Origin of the sequence: Rapidithrix thailandica, from assembly GCF_039710355.1 — a bacterium.
Taxonomy (GTDB): Bacteria; Bacteroidota; Bacteroidia; order Cytophagales; family Flammeovirgaceae; genus Rapidithrix; species Rapidithrix thailandica.
Window position 1 is genome coordinate 120879 of the sequence record NZ_JBDKWZ010000014.1, and the last position, 18009, is coordinate 138887.

Annotated in this window: 13 protein-coding genes; 12 read left to right on the plus strand and 1 reads right to left on the minus strand. The window is 40.0% G+C overall.

The window, feature by feature from the left end; genetic code table 11:
- The first annotated feature begins 19 nt into the window (after positions 1-19).
- From AAG747_RS21515 to AAG747_RS21560, 10 genes are all read left to right on the plus strand, one after another.
- Positions 20-1519 carry an IPT/TIG domain-containing protein gene (locus AAG747_RS21515; protein WP_346823297.1) on the plus strand — a complete coding sequence of 500 codons (1500 nt, stop codon included), beginning with the start codon at positions 20-22 and terminating at the stop codon, positions 1517-1519.
- 686 nt (positions 1520-2205) lie between these two features.
- Complete coding sequence (locus AAG747_RS21520; protein ID WP_346823298.1) at positions 2206-3174, plus strand: FecR family protein; 969 nt, start codon at positions 2206-2208, stop codon at positions 3172-3174.
- A 390-nt stretch (positions 3175-3564) separates the two neighbouring features.
- Entirely contained in the window at positions 3565-6780 is a 3216-nt protein-coding gene (locus tag AAG747_RS21525) for a TonB-dependent receptor (RefSeq protein WP_346823299.1), read from the plus strand.
- 12 nt (positions 6781-6792) lie between these two features.
- Positions 6793-7764: a hypothetical protein gene (locus AAG747_RS21530; protein WP_346823300.1), complete on the plus strand. Its 972-nt coding sequence runs from the start codon at positions 6793-6795 to the stop codon at positions 7762-7764.
- Positions 7765-8059: 295 nt separating this feature from the next.
- Positions 8060-9667: a S8 family serine peptidase gene (locus AAG747_RS21535; protein WP_346823301.1), complete on the plus strand. Its 1608-nt coding sequence runs from the start codon at positions 8060-8062 to the stop codon at positions 9665-9667.
- Between the two features lie 317 nt (positions 9668-9984).
- Positions 9985-12030, plus strand: a complete 2046-nt coding sequence (locus AAG747_RS21540) for a leucine-rich repeat domain-containing protein (protein ID WP_346823302.1) — start codon at positions 9985-9987, stop codon at positions 12028-12030.
- A 30-nt stretch (positions 12031-12060) separates the two neighbouring features.
- Complete coding sequence (locus AAG747_RS21545) at positions 12061-12492, plus strand: energy transducer TonB (RefSeq protein ID WP_346823303.1); 432 nt, start codon at positions 12061-12063, stop codon at positions 12490-12492.
- A 253-nt stretch (positions 12493-12745) separates the two neighbouring features.
- Entirely contained in the window at positions 12746-13015 is a 270-nt protein-coding gene (locus AAG747_RS21550; RefSeq protein ID WP_346823304.1) for a hypothetical protein, read from the plus strand.
- Positions 13012-13248, plus strand: a complete 237-nt coding sequence (locus AAG747_RS21555) for a hypothetical protein (protein WP_346823305.1) — start codon at positions 13012-13014, stop codon at positions 13246-13248. The genes AAG747_RS21550 and AAG747_RS21555 overlap by 4 nt, the downstream gene beginning before the upstream one ends.
- A 143-nt stretch (positions 13249-13391) precedes the next feature.
- Positions 13392-14228, plus strand: coding sequence for a toxin-antitoxin system YwqK family antitoxin (locus tag AAG747_RS21560; RefSeq protein ID WP_346823306.1), 837 nt, complete (start codon positions 13392-13394; stop codon positions 14226-14228).
- Positions 14229-14312: 84 nt separating this feature from the next.
- Here the strand turns inward: AAG747_RS21560 and AAG747_RS21565 are convergent, their stop codons facing one another.
- Positions 14313-14933, minus strand: coding sequence for a TetR/AcrR family transcriptional regulator (locus tag AAG747_RS21565; RefSeq protein WP_346823307.1), 621 nt, complete (start codon positions 14931-14933; stop codon positions 14313-14315).
- Between the two features lie 82 nt (positions 14934-15015).
- On the opposite strand from AAG747_RS21565, the gene AAG747_RS21570 reads away from it, so the two are divergent.
- Both AAG747_RS21570 and AAG747_RS21575 read left to right on the plus strand, forming a co-directional pair.
- Positions 15016-16149 carry an FAD-dependent monooxygenase gene (locus AAG747_RS21570; protein WP_346823308.1) on the plus strand — a complete coding sequence of 378 codons (1134 nt, stop codon included), beginning with the start codon at positions 15016-15018 and terminating at the stop codon, positions 16147-16149.
- 751 nt (positions 16150-16900) lie between these two features.
- On the plus strand, positions 16901-17926 hold the full coding sequence (locus tag AAG747_RS21575; protein WP_346823309.1) for a S1 family peptidase: 1026 nt from the start codon (positions 16901-16903) through the stop codon (positions 17924-17926).
- Positions 17927-18009 lie beyond the last annotated feature (83 nt).

An 18009-nucleotide genomic window follows, 5' to 3' on the forward strand; every position in this document is an offset into this window, starting at 1 on the left:
ATATCTAATTCAATTGACTATGTTGAAATTTAACAATTTACATTCCATTTGGATGACGGCCCTGATAGTAGGATTGGGCCTTGTATTGTTTTCATGTGAGAAAGACGGGGATGAAGATCCGGTACTTCGTATAGAGTCCATCGAGCCGCTCACGGCCCGGGTGGGAGATGTTGTGTTGATCAAGGGCAAAGGCTTTGATGCTATAGGTAGCCAAAATACGGTGTTGTTTTCCGGAGAGGTTGTCAGCCCGGTGTTCGAAGCCAGTTCTACAGCGTTAAAAGTATTGGTACCGGAAGGGGCTCAAAACGGGCCGTTGACGGTAAAGGTGGGCAAGCAATCAGCCGTTTCTTCCCAGGAGTTTACCTTGGATACCTCTTTAGGAGCCCCCAGTCTCACTGGTATTACCCCGCCCAATGGAATTGCAGGTATTGAGATCACACTTAACGGAACCGGTTTCGGGAGTGATCCATCGGTGGTCAAAGTCTATTTTGGAGAGAGTGAAGTGGAGGTTTCCAGTATCAATAATACGGATATTAAAGTAAAAGTGCCCGTATTGGAACCGGGTGTGGTACAAGTACGGGTAGTTCGTGAAGAACAGGCCTCCAATACTTTAGACTTCACGGTAGACCCCACCCCGGTAAATGTACGTACGGTGTATTGGACCACCAGTGAGGAGGTATACAAAGGGGAAATCAATGAAACCGGGGCGGAACTTACAAAATTGTATGAACTGAATGGAAATAACGGTATAGAGGTGGATGTAGAAGGAGGTAAAATCTATTGGGCAAATTATCTGGAAACAAAAATATTCAGCGCTCCATTGGATGGCAGTGAAGAACCGGAAGTATTATTTGATGCTGCTGATGGATTGAAATTTCCCGGGGGCATTGCGATTGATCTGGATAACGGAAGGATTTATGTTACGGATGCTGACTTTGGTGAGTATCATCATATTATGGGAGGAAACCTGGACGGCTCCGGAACCCTGGAAAAATTATACGCTTTGCCAGTCGATCCGGATACCTATGCTCCATATCCTTATGGAATTAAATTACAGATTTTGGAAGAAAAACTATACTGGACGGAGACGTTTACTCCTGCAGTAGTACAGGGAAGTATTTATGGAGAAGCCAGTCAGGCGCCCAAGGTGCTTTTTGATGCTTCCCATGGATTGAAAGCTCCATCCGGAGTAGCCATAGACCCTGCCGGCGGCAAGGTATTTATTACGGATTCTCCAAGTTCTTTTGAAGGGCCTACTGCGGTAGATAACCTGTATGTAGGAAGCTTGGATGGATCAGGTGGTTTGACGGCTTTAATTGAGCCGGGAGGTAATCTGACTTTACCGATAGATGTGGAATTGGATCTGGAAAACGGATATGTATTTTGGACAAATGCGTTCTCAGAAGGTACAAAAGAATTAAGGGTGATGCGTGCCAAGTTGGATGGTTCGGAGATAGAAGTCTTGTTTTCCGGACAAAACCTTTCCCATGCAAATTTCTTTGATTTGGGTATTTATTAAATGTAAATCATTCTTTGAATAATAGGTGCTAAAACCTCCGGAAATCGAGTTCCGGAGGTTTTATTCTTCGAAGTGATTTAAACTTTTGAAACTGGACTTTCTTGAAAAGTTGCTTTAGGGGTTAATCTCTGTCTACTTCATAGAAAAAACAATTCATAAAAAGTCGAAAAGCGGGAGCGTTTTTCAAGATCAAAAACACAATTAAATTCTTATAAATCAACTAACTACAATTAAAATCCAATAATTAGTTTAAATCACTTCTTCTTTTAAATCAATACCTGTATAAAGTTTTAATGAATTCTTTGCGGCAGAATTAACAATTTAAAAATATCTCCCCCTTGGGGAATACCTTCTTTTCCGGCAACTAATTATTAAATTTTAAATTTATAATTCCGGTAAGCAATTTTGTAGGTATCAAGCTGAAAGATATAATGAGAACGGTCATATTTGCCCGGGTTTTGACCCTGACATTTTTCCATAGCTGTTTTGAGAAGTAAATGAAGTTCTTTTTTAGGGTAATAAAAAGTCAGAATGAGTTTTCATTGAAGTGGCTTACACGTATAGTTCTTGACCGAATATGGAATCAAAACCGGCTCATCAATACAAGTGATTGATGATAATAAGTTGTTTCCTTTGGAAGCTACCAATACTTAATTAATCGATAAGGCATATTTTATCGTCCGCACATGGATAACTATAGAATACAACAATTACTTGAAAAATACGATCGGCAAACGATTACACAAGAAGAATTAGCTGAGTTGGACCAATGGTACGATGCTTTTGATGAGCAACCGGACGATGCACACTTGCGCAGTTTGCATACGCCTGTTAAGTATCGCTTGAAAGAGAAGATGTATGCTACGATTACAAAAACTGCCGGGGTGCCACAGAGGCGTTCATTTGCCTTGATGCGATGGGCTGCCGGTATCCTCTTACTGATTACTTCTTCAATTTTGCTCTTTTTTTGGCAAAAAAACACGATTATCTCCAGTCTAGTAAAAGCTACTAATGTCACCGTAGCTGCTCCGAAAGGCAAGTTGGTGAAAAAAATATTGCCGGATGGGAGTCAGGTCACCCTGAATGCGGGAAGTACCTTGGTGTACAATCAATTTTTTCTGGGGGATGAGCGGAAAGTATTCTTGGATGGAGAAGGCTTTTTTAAAGTTACCAAAAACAAAAAGAAGCCTTTTGTGGTACAAAGTGGAGGCTTTCAGACCCGTGTACTAGGCACTTCTTTTTCCGTGAAATCTTTGCCGGAGTTGGATTTGTTTGAAGTAACGGTACAAACAGGTAAGGTACAAGTAGAAGGTAGAAATGAATTGTTAGCCAAATTGCTCCCAACACAGAGAATATCCATCCGTACGGGAAAACGGCCGGAACATTCTACGGTATATGGAAAAGAGTATATGCTATGGACAGAGGGAAAAATATATGTAGACAATCAGTCCTTGGAAGAAATTGCCTGGCGGTTTGAACAGCGTTACGGACAGAAAATTCTCATAGAAGATCCTCTGTTAAAATCCTTGAGGTATACGGGTGATCTTACCGGGTTAAGTATCCCGCAAGCCTTGAAAATTATTAATGAAATTCACCCTTTTGAAATACATAGTACCCCAAGTGGTCCGGTTCATATCAGAAAACTGGAAAAGTAAACGGGACAATTTATAATTCAATTCTGTAAGGAACTGTATTACGATAGTAAATAAGCAATTGCACAAGCCTTTTCCGAATCCTGAAAAGATAAATTACGCGATTCATTATAAGTGTTTGATAGTGAAAATAGCAATTAATAGTTTGTGTATCAGTGTTTTAATGGTGAGTTTCCGGAGGTCCGACCAACGATAACGAGCCAGAAAAAACACGCTCCCTTCTTTAAATTACCTCTGCGTTAAATCTCTCTTTTTATAATTAACAATTATACAATATTTCTGACCTGGGAAACCGGGCCCTTCCGGCAACTATGTTGAAAAATATTAGGTGCTCAAGACTCTTGTGCGATTGGCAATGGATTTTTCAAATCAAACTACTTAAAACAGAATAAAATGAGAAAAAAACTACTTTGTTGTGGAAAGGGGCTATTTACATTGCTCTTATTTTGCATGCTCATCAACAAAGCATATCCTAACAAACAAAAGGATCATCCCTTAACGATTGAGAAAGAATCCAAGCCTGTGACCTTACAATGCAGTGCTTGTTCCCTGGAGGAAGTGTTGAAACAACTGGAGCAAGAGGCTCATGTGAAATTTTTCTATAAACAGGAAGATGTACAAGGTATAGCATTCCGGAACATTCACTTTAAAGAAACCGCATTAGACAAGCTTTTGACTTCTCTGCTGGTACCCCACAGGCTTACATATAAAGTCATTAACAATAGAATCGTCATCAAAAGAAAGGTGAATGTGCCCAAAGGGCGGGTAGAAGGAACCGTTTCGGACGGTGAAAACGGGGAACCTTTGACCGGGGCCACAGTATATATCCGTTCATTGGGTACCGGAAAAGCTACTGATGTAGACGGCAAGTTTTCCATGGAAGTACCGGAAGGAACTTATACCTTATTGGTTTCTTTTATTGGCTATCAATCAAAACAGATCACGGAGGTAAATGTGGTTAATAACAAGCCGCTGAATTTGGAAATTACCTTGATGCCTGACGAAAAACAATTGGAAGAAGTAGTCGTGGAAGCCGCCATCGATGTAGCTGCTGCGCCTGTGAAACAATCTACGGAAGTGACTATGGTTGAGGCAATCAAGGAAACTCCGGGAATTGCCACGGGCATATCTCATCAACAAATTTCCCGTTCTTTGGACCGGGATGCCGGACAGGTAGTGAAACGGGTAGCCGGAGTCAGTCTGATCGACCGCTTTATTCTGATCCGTGGTTTAAGCCCCCGGTATACTCCGGTGCTGGTTAATGGCCTGCCTGCTCCCAGTTCCGAGTCGGATCGCAGGGCTTTTAGCTTTGATTTGCTGCCATCCGGAGTGATCGATCAAGTATTTGTTCATAAAAGTCCTTTGCCGTATTTGCCCAGTGGATTTGCGGGTGGGGTGGTACAGGTCAAAACGAAAAGTACCAATATTGCCCGGCACTTACGGCTAGGGGTTAGCGGACAATTTCGTAGCGGGGGGTCTTCCTTTGCTGACTATCAAACGTATGGCGAAAGTAGTTCCAACGACTGGCTGGCGGCCGGAGTAAAAGACCGGCGATGGAAAAACAGTAGTTTGTACGACCATAATTTTATCTTTCCGAAAGCGGAGGATTATCCACAAGAAAACAGAGCTTTGTTGGAAGATGTCAATTTTTCTAACCTGAAACAAAAACGTTATAATTTTGACAAACGCTTTAACCTGGAATATTACGACTCTTGGAGGTTCGGAAATGCCCGGCTTAATAGCCTGACTTCTGCTTTTTATACTCAGTCAGGCCGGTTTTCCCGAACGAAATACCAGTGGAGAGTGAATTACCGGAAAGCGGGTGAAAATAATGAATTGGAGAAATATATAGAACAGTCCTATACGGACTCCACATATACCCAAAATGTCCGGCTGGGTATTTTGCAAAACTTCACTTTGCTGTTGAACGACCGGCATCAACTCTCGTTTGATAACTTGTATAACCGGCAAGGAAAAGACCAAGTAGTAAACCGGCAAGGGGCTATGTCCGATGCAAATATTGTCGAAAAGCTTTTTGAGCTTTCATACGCACAGAAAGTATATTATCAAGGGCAATTGAGCGGAACGCATAAACTGGGTAAATTGAAAGCCAACTGGAAAGCCGGATACTCTCAAATTAAGGAAGAGGCTCCTGATATAGAGCGGTTTAAGTTTAGTCAAGCAAAAGCACATCAAGGGGATACCACAGATTGGGTTCTCCAACTCTCTACCAACCCGGGTGATTTTTACCTGAGGTCGTATGCCGAAGAAACAGAGGAAACGGGTTATACCGGTACATTGGATCTGAACTATTCCCTTACCCCACAACTTAACCTGCAGATGGGCGGCTGGTACCAAACAAAAGAACGCAGGTATTCTTTATTGGGCTATACACCTTTGGCAGGGGCAAATGCGACAACCATGGTGCATGCGCAACCTTGGATGGTGATGGATACGGTGCTTTTGGGAGAAGGGATGGCAGAATTATACCGTTTCAGAGCAGACCAATATGCCTCTTATCAGTTTGAAGACCGGTTTTATGCAGGGTACTTGGCACTGGAAGCTCATTTGTTAGATAAGAAGCTGACCTTGCACGGTGGGGTTCGTTTTGAAAATAACCAACGGGATTTTTACGATTTGGATGGCGAGCCTATTTATGGCATTCAGAATTTGCCGCCTCCTACACAAAACAATCAATTCTGGTTGCCCTCACTTAGCGTCAGTTATGAATTGAACCGCAAACAGATGCTCCGGGCTTCCTATGGTAAAACGATCGATCGTCCGGACTACCGGGAGCAAATGTTTTTCTCGTATTATGATTTTGACGATAGAGTAAATATTCAGGGAAATCCCTATTTAAAAACAGCCACCATCCATAATCTGGACCTCCGCTGGGAGCTATATCCTCAAGAAGGGCAATTTGTAGCGGTGGGTGTCTTTTACAAAAAATTTAAAAATGCTATCGAAACGTTTGACCGGACTGCAGCGAGCTGGGTGGGTAATTATATCTCGTACGGTAATACGGAAAAAGCCTCGGTATATGGCGTGGAAATGGAGTTCAGACGTTCCCTGGATTTTATCTCAAAAAACCTGAAAGATTTTTCGGTCATTGCCAATATGGCTTTGATGAAAAGCCAGGCGAATTTTCAAGACACTACCTGGTGGGGAGCGCAACTGGATGTAGGTTTGCGTAACGATGAGCGTCCGATGATCGGAGCATCTCCTTATGTAGTAAATGCCGGTTTGTATTTCGACAAACCCGAATGGAAAACCCAAATCTCCGTATTGTACAACCTGATAGGTCCCCGTTTGAGAATTGCTTCCGGGATGAATAATCCCGATCAATACGAATTGTCCCGTCATATCTTGGATCTGGTATTGATGCAACGAATTACCAAATTTCTAAGTGTGAAAATCGGGGTACAAGACTTATTGAATCAACCGGTACGCTTGATCCGGGATGAAGACCTCTCCGGGGATTATAACCCTGGAAAACCGAAAATGATCAAACAGCGTAACGATGCCGGTACAATCCTTTACGAGGACTATGTGGAAAGTGAGTACAAACCCGGAAGTTATTTTTCTTTTGGGATCAACTTGGAGTTTTAAGTAAGGAGAAGGATGCTTAAAGAGTTTTGTAAAATAAACTATTACCTATGGCTGATGTTGCCACTTTATTTCTTGGGGGCTTGTACGGAAGGGAAAGACCCTGAACCGCTCTTGGATTCGAAAACCTATATATTTTGGACGAGTCTGGAAGACCGAACGATTGAAAGGGCCGTGATAAAAGAGGGAATGGCGGTAGAAACAGAAGTTTTGTACGATGAAGTAAAAGGGCTCCAATCGCCTTCGGGCATAGTTGCGGACGGGAGTACTCAGTTTATTTACTGGACTGATTTTTCGGCTCGTCAAATTTTAAGAGCCCCTTGGGACGGAAGTGGAAACCCGGAGGTCTTATACACGGCTTCCTACAAAGGAAAAGGACCGTTAGAATTAGTCTTGGACCAGAAAAACCGTACCATTTATTGGAGCCAGCCGTACGACCATTTGATCCTTCGGGCACCGGCAGACGGAGGTGGCCCAGTGGATACCTTGTTTTCGAAAAAAGAACAAATCAACGGTGTGTGGGGTGTTCAATTGGCATTAAGTTCCGGTCATTTGTACTGGGTAGAGTATAACGATGCGGAAGTATGGAGGGTCTCATTACGGGATCAGGCAAAGCCAGAACTGCTATATGCAGGGGGAAGTGGTTTTTTAAGACCCTATGCCTTGGCGGTGAACGAGGAATTGAATGCATTGTATATTCTGGATAATCCTTTGCCAGGTTCTATCCATACGGATCGTATTCTTAAAGGAAGCCTGGATGGCAAACAAGCCTTGGAAATGCTGTATAACCGGGAAGATGGCGTAGAGAATGCCTATGCGCTGGCGGTAGGCCCTGGAAAGGAATATCTCTATTGGCATAATCAACTCAACGAGGGTAGTATTTACAGGGGAACACTGGCTGGACGTTCGGAGCCGGAATGTCTGTTAAGAGGTATTCAAGTGGGGCTGGGTTTGGCCGTAATCACCATTACTACGCCACTTTTATAATAAAAAAATTAACAATGACCGAAAGATTCTTTCATCTGGTACCCTTTCAACGGGCGTCAGGGGTTTTCCCCTGGCGCCTTATTTTGGGAAATGGGCTTGAGACCTTCCAGGTTTTCAAAACCTGGAAGGTCTAAGGGTGCAGGGTTGTGTAAAATGAAGGACAAAAGCGTGATAAAAATCAATTAGATGCCCTCTTCTTTAAATGGAGGGCCAATGTCTAATAGGATGGAAAACCTACCAGGTTTCTGAAACCTGGTAGGTTTAAAACTACAAATCCGAATCAGATCAAACAATTATGAAAACGACAGGATGGTTCTTGTTTTTAATACTGAGTTCTTTTTTGGCTTTTCCCCAAACAGCACCTTTGCGTCTCTTAGTGAAGCCAAAAGGTAACTTTGCCGTAGTTGGCAAAAGCCGGAAAATGACTGTACGGATCTTGGAACAGCACCAATTACCTTTACCTTCCTCCATCACCACCTTAGTACAAGATTCGGTATGGCTATTTACATTTGACCGGAAAATGAATGGGAAAAAGATTCTTCAAACCTATAAAAATTCAGCACTGTTCGCTTATGTAGAACAAGACCTCGTCGGACATGCAGCCGGTATACAAGCCCAGGCTCCCAACGATCCGGGCTATGTACAACAATGGTATTGGCACAACGATGGTTCTTTTACTTTTGGAAAAGCCCTTATGGGAGCGGATGTACAAGCCGAAAAAGCATGGGAAATTACAAGAGGAGACAGTACCGTGGTAGTGGCTGTGATGGACAGTGGAATATACCAGGAACACCGGGAGTTTAAAAACCGTATCTGGATCAACAAAAATGAAATTCCGGGAGATCAGAAGGACAATGATGACAACGGGTATATTGATGATTACGAAGGTTGGGATTTTGTGAATGGAGATGCACAACCTATAGATGACAACGGACATGGTACTGCGGTAGCGGGGGTGTTGGGAGCCTCTGGGGACAACGACTTTAGTTATACAGGTATGAATTGGAAGTGCAAATTGATGATTGTAAAAGTGCTGGATGCAAAGCTGTCCGGTCGTTACAGTCATTGGATTGAAGGGATTCGCTATGCGGTAGACAATGGTGCAGACATCATTAATTTTTCGATAGTGGGCAAAATGCCTTCCCAGGCCATGGAAGATGCAATTGCCTATGCCCACAGCAAAGGCGTTTTAGTGGTTTGCAGTATGGGCAATACCAATAGTTCCGAACCTTATTATCCTGCAGCCTACCATCAAACCCTTGCGGTCGGAGCTACCGATCCGGACGACCAACGGAGCATTGCTTTTAACGGTAACCCGGCTTTTGGAAGCAATACCGGAAAGCATATTGATGTGGTAGCACCCGGCAATTATATTTACGGGCTGAATGCTTCTTCTGCAGAGATGCCTGGTAATCTATGGGGAGGTACTTCCATGGCTACTGCCATTGTATCGGGAGTGGCTTCATTGCTTTTGGGAGAAGACCCTTCTTTATCGCCCGCTCAACTGACACAGATTATCAGCCGCTCCGCCCAGGACAATCTAGGCGATCTTTCCGAAGACCGGCCCGGTTGGGACTCGTTTTACGGCTTCGGTCGAGTCGATGCTTTCAGGGCTTTGACTTTATTAGAGGAAAGAGAATTTGAAGGAGAAGATACTCCGTTTATTTACCCCAATCCCGCCAAGGATATTGTAAACATTCACCTGCAAACTTCCTTCCCGGAAACCGTACAAGCGACCGTATTGAATATGAATGGACAGGTAATGCAGACTGTATTCTTGTCGGAAAAAGAGACGCGTAGAGTAGAGGGAGCCCTGGATACTTCCACCTGGATTCCGGGGATCTATTTGATTATAATCAAAACCGAAAGAAAACAATGGGTAAAAAAGCTATTGAAAATTTGAATAAAGAACTTCATCTCCTCTCTGCCGTTATGCGTCCTCCTTTGAAGGGTAAGAAAGCCGTTTGATCTGTTAATGATCCATCGTTTACAACTATTTACCCACTCTCTATTTCACCCCTTCATCCTTTCTCTATTTCACTCACTTACCCCTTCACTCATTCACTTTTTGTTTAAATAGTGGCCTGAAACCCAATTACTTTCATGGTTCTTAATTTTTTTTACTGTTATTTAGGTATTTTAATATAGGGATTGCCTTTGAAAACCGGTGGGGCTTGACTAGCTTTACCCCGGTAAATTTCAACCAAATAATCTGATCTAATGTCTGAACAGGCTTTACAACGTATCGCACAAGAAAAAAGAGATAGAACCGGCAAACTGGATTTAGGTACTTGCGGACTGACGGAAATTCCCAAGGAAGTATTTGAACTTGCATGGTTAGAAGAATTATCTTTTTGTAATGACCCCGATGAAAAAAAGCATTGGGGGGTGATGCCTCCTTATCAGCCTAAAAGGGGGCACTTCAATTACTTTAAAATGGAGGCTTTTCCCGATGAATTTGTCCGTTTGAAGAATTTGAAAAAATTGTATTGGGGAGGCGATGATGATTTTTGTGAGGAGCAAATACGGTATTGGGAAGCGAACGATTGCAGTGTATTGGGGCAGCTGGAAACTTTACAAACCTTATACCTGAAAAATAACCTCATCCAAGACTATCGCTTTTTGACGAAACTCCCAAAGTTACAATCTCTGAATTTGAGTGAAAATATGATTCGTGAGTTTCGTTTTTCGGAAATAACATCTCATCTCCGTTACTTGGATCTCAGCGATAATGAATTGGAAAATAGTCATTTTATAGAAAATCTCACGCAGCTTTCACACCTGGACCTGGGAGGAAATAACCTTAAGGAAATTGAGCATTTGGCCAATCTTTCACACCTGCAAAGCTTAAATATCAGTGGGAATGAAGTCTTTGATTTCAGCATTTTGGGTGAAATGAAAAGACTACAAACCTTGCACTTTAACCCGAATGATATCAGTGATGCCCAAGTATTGAAAAGTATGCCTGATTTGGAATATTTATCCATAAGTGACGGAGTGATGAATGACTTCCGTTTCTTAAGCAATCTTTCCAATCTGCATACGGTAGATCTTGGAAGTAATTTGATTGACGACTTACGTTTTTTGGAAAAACTGCCCAACCTGCTTTCGTTGGATCTCAGTAATAATGAAATCAGTGACATTCGTGGTTTGGAAGCATTATCCAACTTACAAACCTTAAATCTGAGTCGGAATAATATTGAAGATATTTCCGGTTTAAAAAACTTATGGAGACTTCAAGCCTTAGACGTAAGTAATAATCAAATTCAGAATATTCATAGCTTAAAGGAGCTTAACCGGCTGCAATCTCTGCAATTGGATTGTAATGAAATAGAGGATAGTACCAGTCTGGGGTATTTAGCAAATCTGGAAACCTTATCTCTCAGCAATAATCAAATTCAGGATATTCATAGCTTAAGGGGACTTACACAACTTCGTTTTCTGGATTTGGGCTTTAATGAAATTATGGATATTTTGCCTTTGGCCCACCTTACCAAACTTCAATATTTATCTTTTGAGGGAGAAAGTACTAATCATTTTGAGGTGTTAGAGCAGTTTACGGCTTTGCAAACGCTGGAGCTCAAAGGAATGGAACTGAACGATTTGTGTTTTTTGGAGAAGCTTACTGAATTACAATCGCTCAGTTTGGAATATTGTATGATTGATGAGTTGGATGCTCTCAAACCGATGTCAAAGCTTTTGTTCTTGAGTTTGGAAAATACGGGTATTACGGATATCCGGTTTTTAGAAAGCTTTTCTAATTTACAAAGCCTCAACCTCAATGAAAACCAAGTTGAAGATCTCCGGCCCTTGGAGACGTTAACCCGGTTGCAAGTGTTAAGTCTTTCTCAAAATCCGGTAAAGGATTATCATAGTCTGTCAAAGCTACCCAACTTGCAGTCTTTGGACATCAGTCAGAATTATGTGAGGGACATAGGCTTTACAAGTGCCTGTAAAGAGTTGCAATTCTTAAAGTTGAGCCAGAACCCTGTCAATGATGTTAGCGCATTAACAGAGCTTCCTCATTTATTATTTTTGGATATAAGAGGGACTTCCCTCCATGACCTAAGCATCTTGGAAGAATTAAAGGCATTGCAAAGTTTTTATAGTAGCAAAGTTGCCTTGGAGAAAAGCGCTTGGTTGGAAAAGGTCACGGAAGTAACACCGGATTACCTGTATAGAAAACAATTGGAGGAATTAGGAATAACAGAAAAACTACCCAACCTAATCGGGCTGTACTTTGACGAATCAGACTCTTGGGTATAGGGTTGGTAAACAGTTCAAACAGAAAATTTAATGAAGCAATTACTTGGAATACTATTTACTAGCATGGTGCTGATAGTTGAAGCAAAGGGGCAAAGCGACACAGGGGTGCAAACGGCTGACACTACAGTAACAGAAAAGCCCCATAGGGTTGAAAAATATGCGGAGTTTCCTGGAGGAATGATGAATTTTTACGTAAAGTATATCTCCAAAAAATTAAAATACCCAAAGGACGCAAAGAAATTGGGAATAGAAGGAATCGTCAGAATAGAGTTTATCGTTGAATCGACTGGTGAAATCAGACAGGAAAGTGTACGAGTCGTTAGAGGTATTTATGCTTCGTGTGACAGTGAAGTTGTACGGCTGATTAAGAAAAGCCCAAAGTGGATACCTGGATTTTCAAGTGAATTAAATAAAAATATAGCACAAAAAATTATCTTACCGATTCACTTTAGATTGAAATGATTGGCTGTTTTAATTTAAACGAATGATCCATATTGAAAAAGGGTGTCTACAGTACCCTTTACGGTTACATTTCCAAACACTAAGGTTAAACAAAAAGTACCTTTTTAGTGGTTTGCGTTTATTTTTTCGTTTTTCGAACGATCAAATCCGAAAACCAGTAAAACCTGCCTTTACAAGTAACATTTGAAGGTTTGTGTCATTTTTCTCTTTTATTGTAGATTTCCTTTTTATTTTCCCCTCTTAAATGGTAAAGATGAAATATTTACCATTTGAAAATATAACCTATAAGACAAAACTGGATTCTGAAGAAATTCAAAATAGAATTACAGAAATCATTGAACCTGAAAAGATCTTTAGGAAGACAGGTTTTTGGGGAAGTAGTAATTACAAACCATATGAAGGACGAGTGGATGGAACGTCATTTACTATTACCAGAATAATTGGATATGGAAATTCTTTCCTACCACGAATTAAGGGAAATATTGAAAGGATATTCATGGAACAAAGATCTACGTATAAATGAGGTTACATCCATTGGTTATGGTCTTCATGTTGATATGGCTTGGTGGAGTTGGGATGGGGTGTTTGGCTGTTTTGGGGTCCTTTTCAAAAAGGCATAATTTTGATTCAATGTCCTTAATTCCTTTTGGAATGCTAATTTTGGGTTATGTAATCGTAACAGGTGGCTTCAAATACGAAAGCATAAAATCGAAAAAATATTTTGCTGAATTGTTTGAAGCAGAAAATGAAGAATAAAACCATTTGTCAAAGTAGGCAAAAGCTAAATTTAACGTTTTAGGCTCTTCACCTTGTTCGTTACAGGCGGGCTGTAAAAGGCTACACAATTTGCCACTACTCATATAATTAACCGTTAGTTATAACATAAACTCAATAAAAAAATGATTCCGAAAATTAACAAATACGAATTTTATTTATACAGTGATTTTTCTGACGGGGATAACCCTCTGAACTTGATTCAACTGATTGCTCATTCGAATGAATATGTGGATAACGTTATTTTAAGCCCTGCAGAACAGAAAATATTCTCAAAAAGAATACAGCTTTGTGAAATGCTATTTGAAGATGAATGGACTTCCCGGAATGGAAAAATTCCATTCTTTTTTGAGTTTCCTGAAAGAAAAGATGTTGAAGATTATTACAAAAAACTGATCCTTTTTGCGAATGAATTTCAATTTGAATCCGAGATTCCTAATTTAAAGAAAACATTAGAGTTTTATATTGAGAATGAGGCGGAAATAAAAGAACTCGGTGAAAACCAAGAAGATGACGATTGGTGGGATAAAACCCAAGCGTTGGAAGATAAATATAACGCTTATTATTCTCAAACATTAGAAATCGTAGCGAATCAAATTATAAAGAATCCGGATAATTTTTGCAGAGATGAACAAGGCAACTCTATTAATCCAAATTATACGGGGAAATATAAAGAGTATTTAAAAAATGGGATTCTCAAATGTGAGTATTCAGTGGTAAATGGACAAATATTAGGTGAATATACTGAATATGACAATGATGGTAACAAACGAAAACTATCCTTTAAAGAAGGATGCTTTGATGAAGAAACTATTAAAAGTTGGCATAGCAATGGCCAAATTGAATTTGAGAAAATAAATGATTCCGATTATCGATATTGGTATGATAACGGACAAATGGAAATGGAACGGATAAGTGATGTTGTCAAAAAATGGAATAGAAATGGAGAACAAATACGGTAATTACCCATGGCTATCATTCATTGTGGTTTTGTGTAAAAAGCCTGAATCGTTACGAACTTGTCATGCACCTTGCGGGATTGTATTTTAAGACTCGATTTTTTTCAAATATTGTATTCTGCCTTTTTCAGTTAGGTATGGAAATATACTTTGGTTTATTACTTGTGAATATTCCAAAACCATGTTTTTTGAAATTTTCTCCGAATGAATAGACGCCGATGAAGCCCAAAAATCACTTAAAATTTGAAGCCGTATAAATAAGTTTTTGTACTCAGAGGGTAAGATTTCTTCTCGTAAAAATCCATTTTCAATTAACAGCGTTAAGGAATTAAAAAACTGTTGCTCCCTGACTTTGATCAGTTCTTTATAATGGGCTCTTATCTTTTCGTGTTGTCGGATGATCAAAGTAAAATCCAGTAGAAAAAAGCGGTATTCAAAAAAAGAAAGCAATGTACTTTGAGTGATGTTAAAAAATGACTGTAACATACCGCCCAAAGTAGATGACTTTACAATGGAAGTATCGATTTTTTTTACCAATTGAAAATATAGCGCTTCAATGATATGCTCTCGCTTTTTAAAATGATATTGTAAGTTTCCTACACTGATATTGAGTTCATCGGCTACCGTTCTCAAAGAAACGTTTGACAAACCTCTTTCATTAAATAGTTTTAATGACTGCTCTAATATATTTTCTTTTGTGTTACTCATAGCCGCAAAGTTACTTAACTTAGTACAATTGTACTAGTTGAATTGTTTTTAGTACATTTGTACTAAACAAAGATAAATTAAGATGACAATCGATATTATCGGAGCAGGAATCGGAGGATTAACCACAGCAATTGCTCTCGAACAAAAAGGGTTTAAAACCAGGATTTTTGAACAGGCTGAAAGTATTAAACCTGTAGGTGCGGGCATTATCCTGGCGAATAATGCAATGCAAGTGTATGAAAAGTTGGGTTTAAGAAACGTAATTGAAGAAAATGGAAATCCTATTTCTTCCATGAACATTACCAATACCCATCTGAAAATTCTTTCAAAAGTGGACTTGTCCTATTTTGAAAAGAAATATAGAGTGAAAAACATTGCCATACACCGGGGTGCCTTGCAACGAATTTTATTGGATAAGTTGAAGTCTACGGAGATTACCCTTAACCATAAACTTGATAAGGTGATCAAAAATGCAGAGGGTTATGCCTTGACGTTTACGAACGGGCAGCAAGTTCAATCTTCTGTTCTTTTAGGGGCCGATGGGATTAATTCCATGGTAAGGAGGGAGTTATTTCCAAACACTAGCGTAAGAAATGTAAATCAAATATGTTGGAGAGGAGTTATTGATTTCAATTTACCCATAGAATATAAAAATGAATTAAATGAAGCCTGGGGCAAAGCGGAACGGTTTGGCTTTGTTCAAATTGCCGAAAATAAAGTGTATTGGTACGCACTTAAGTCTTTTAAAAAGAATAAAGAGGAATTCTCTGTAAATAATATCGAAAAATACTATGGGAAATACCATTCGGTCATTAAAGATATAATTTCCTGTACCCAAAAAGACCGCGTAAATACGGCCGAAATATCCGATCTAAAACCAACAGGTAGTTGGCATAAAGAGAATGTTTGCTTAATCGGTGACGCTGCCCATGCCACCACGCCAAATATGGGTCAAGGTGCTTGTCAGGCAATCGAAGATGCGTATTTACTTTCCGAATGTTTGGATAAGTATGAGCCCGCTCAAGCCTTTGAAGAGTTTCAAAAATTAAGATTACCAAAAGCACACCAAGTAGTCAATACAAGTTGGTTGATTGGAAAAATGGCTCATCTTTCCAATCCGGTGCTCGTCCGCCTGCGTAACCAGTTGTTGCGATTAACGCCAGAATCTGTCAATAGAAGACAAAGCGAACAAATTTTTCAATTGGCAAAAATATGATTCCGGTGGTATTGCCAATACCCATTCGCGCCTGAGCAAGGAAAGTGACAAAAATTACTAATTTCCTAAGTTGGATGAGTTATTTTCAAATGTATTTGAGAATAGCTCATTTTTAGTCAATGGAATAATTGGCTTTTTTGATGATATGCTATTGTCCCTTTTGATTCCTTAGTTTAGTTCTGGCGTCTCAAAGAAAGCCTCGTATATCTTGAATAAAGTTGACAGTTTTCAAGCATTGCATTTGTTTAATCCATGAAGTGGTTTAGACGTATAGTTTTTAACCGAAGATGGAATCAAAATCGGCTCATCAAAGCACATTTTAAAGAGAATAGCCAAAGCTATTATTGCAAAAAGTAACACAGAGGAGGCGTTTTTGAAACATTTCAAAAAAAAAGAAAAAGCTTAATTCACTTCCATATTAAAATGGAAAAAATTAAAGACCATCTACAACGGTTTCGCTATACGCTGTGTCAGATAGTGTATAGCAAAATTTTTATTGTGGACAATCCTCTCAGACGGCTTGTCTGACCTGGAGAATTTACCTTTTGAGAAGAATCCATACCTGATTGAAAGCAATAGTTTAAACACACTTTCCTTCACAAAACTTAATGGCTATAAGAATGCTATGAGAAGATGCTTCTCATGGGCTATGCCGTTATGTGTAATTGAAAAGGTGTTTAGGTTCATCATCATGGGACATTCCTTTTATTACAATTGCCAATTCATCAATAAAACAGAGGTACAATTGATTATGAAAAATCTATTATTGAAAATTTTACTGTTAACAACTTTTACCTATTTTTTACAAGCCTGTTCCAATGGCGATAATAACCAGCCGAATCCCTCTCCATTACCAGGGAGCAAAGTTCAAGTCGCTAAAATAGAAGAGATTATCGATGGGGAGGATCAAGTCTTAAAGAATTTGTTGAATAAAGTAAGGGGAAGTGTGGGAAAAAGAGGCCCGGGATCAAAAACTATCTGGAGCAGAAAAAACGATTACGACCTGGGGCTGTATATCAGCGCAAATCATGTTATTTCTATAAACAGTTGGCTTTCAAAAAATGCAGAATACTTTGATATCACTTCTGAAGACATGGGTATTTTTGAAACTTCTAAAATTCCTCCGGTGAATGGGCAGGTGGAATTGGAAAACCTTTGGGTTGCAGATTTTCCTTTAATGCACTTTGATATTTCTACCTCTGTTACCAATTCAACCATTCTGCCTGCTGAGGATTTTTATATTGGCATTGTTGACAATCAAAGAGTAGAACCTGGCTCCCTGCCTCAATGGCCAAAACCTGTTGATACAGGCACACCCTTGAAGATGTACGACCCGGACAATCGCACAAAAGCCGGCCAAACTTGGAATACCCCGAATGTAGGAGAAAATGCCATAGCGCTGGGCTACCCTCAAGATGTAACAAACTTCCCGAACGGTGCGGTGTCTTATGGAAAAATACTTTCGGATGAAGAAGCCGCCGTGAAAATTACGGAATTACAAGCAGCCGGAGATATTGAAGGAGATATACCATACAACCCCCATGTCGAATTCTTTCTGGATGCTCAAGGAGTAGCCGGAATGAGCGGAGGCGGGGTGTTCAATTTGGAAGGACAATTATTAGGCATTATGGTAAGAGCCAGTGATGCGGAAAAAGCTCCGAAAATTATCCGAGTGGTGAAAGTCACTTACATCAAATCAAAAATGCTGGGGTATTATAATGGGCTGTCACAAACCGGCCAAGAGAAACTCAGACCATTTATCAGTGGAGAGCTTTAAACCTGCTCTTACAAACAAATGTGATAACGTTTTAATAAGAACAAATGAGTTGTTAAAACTCAGCAATGAATGTATAAAAAAAC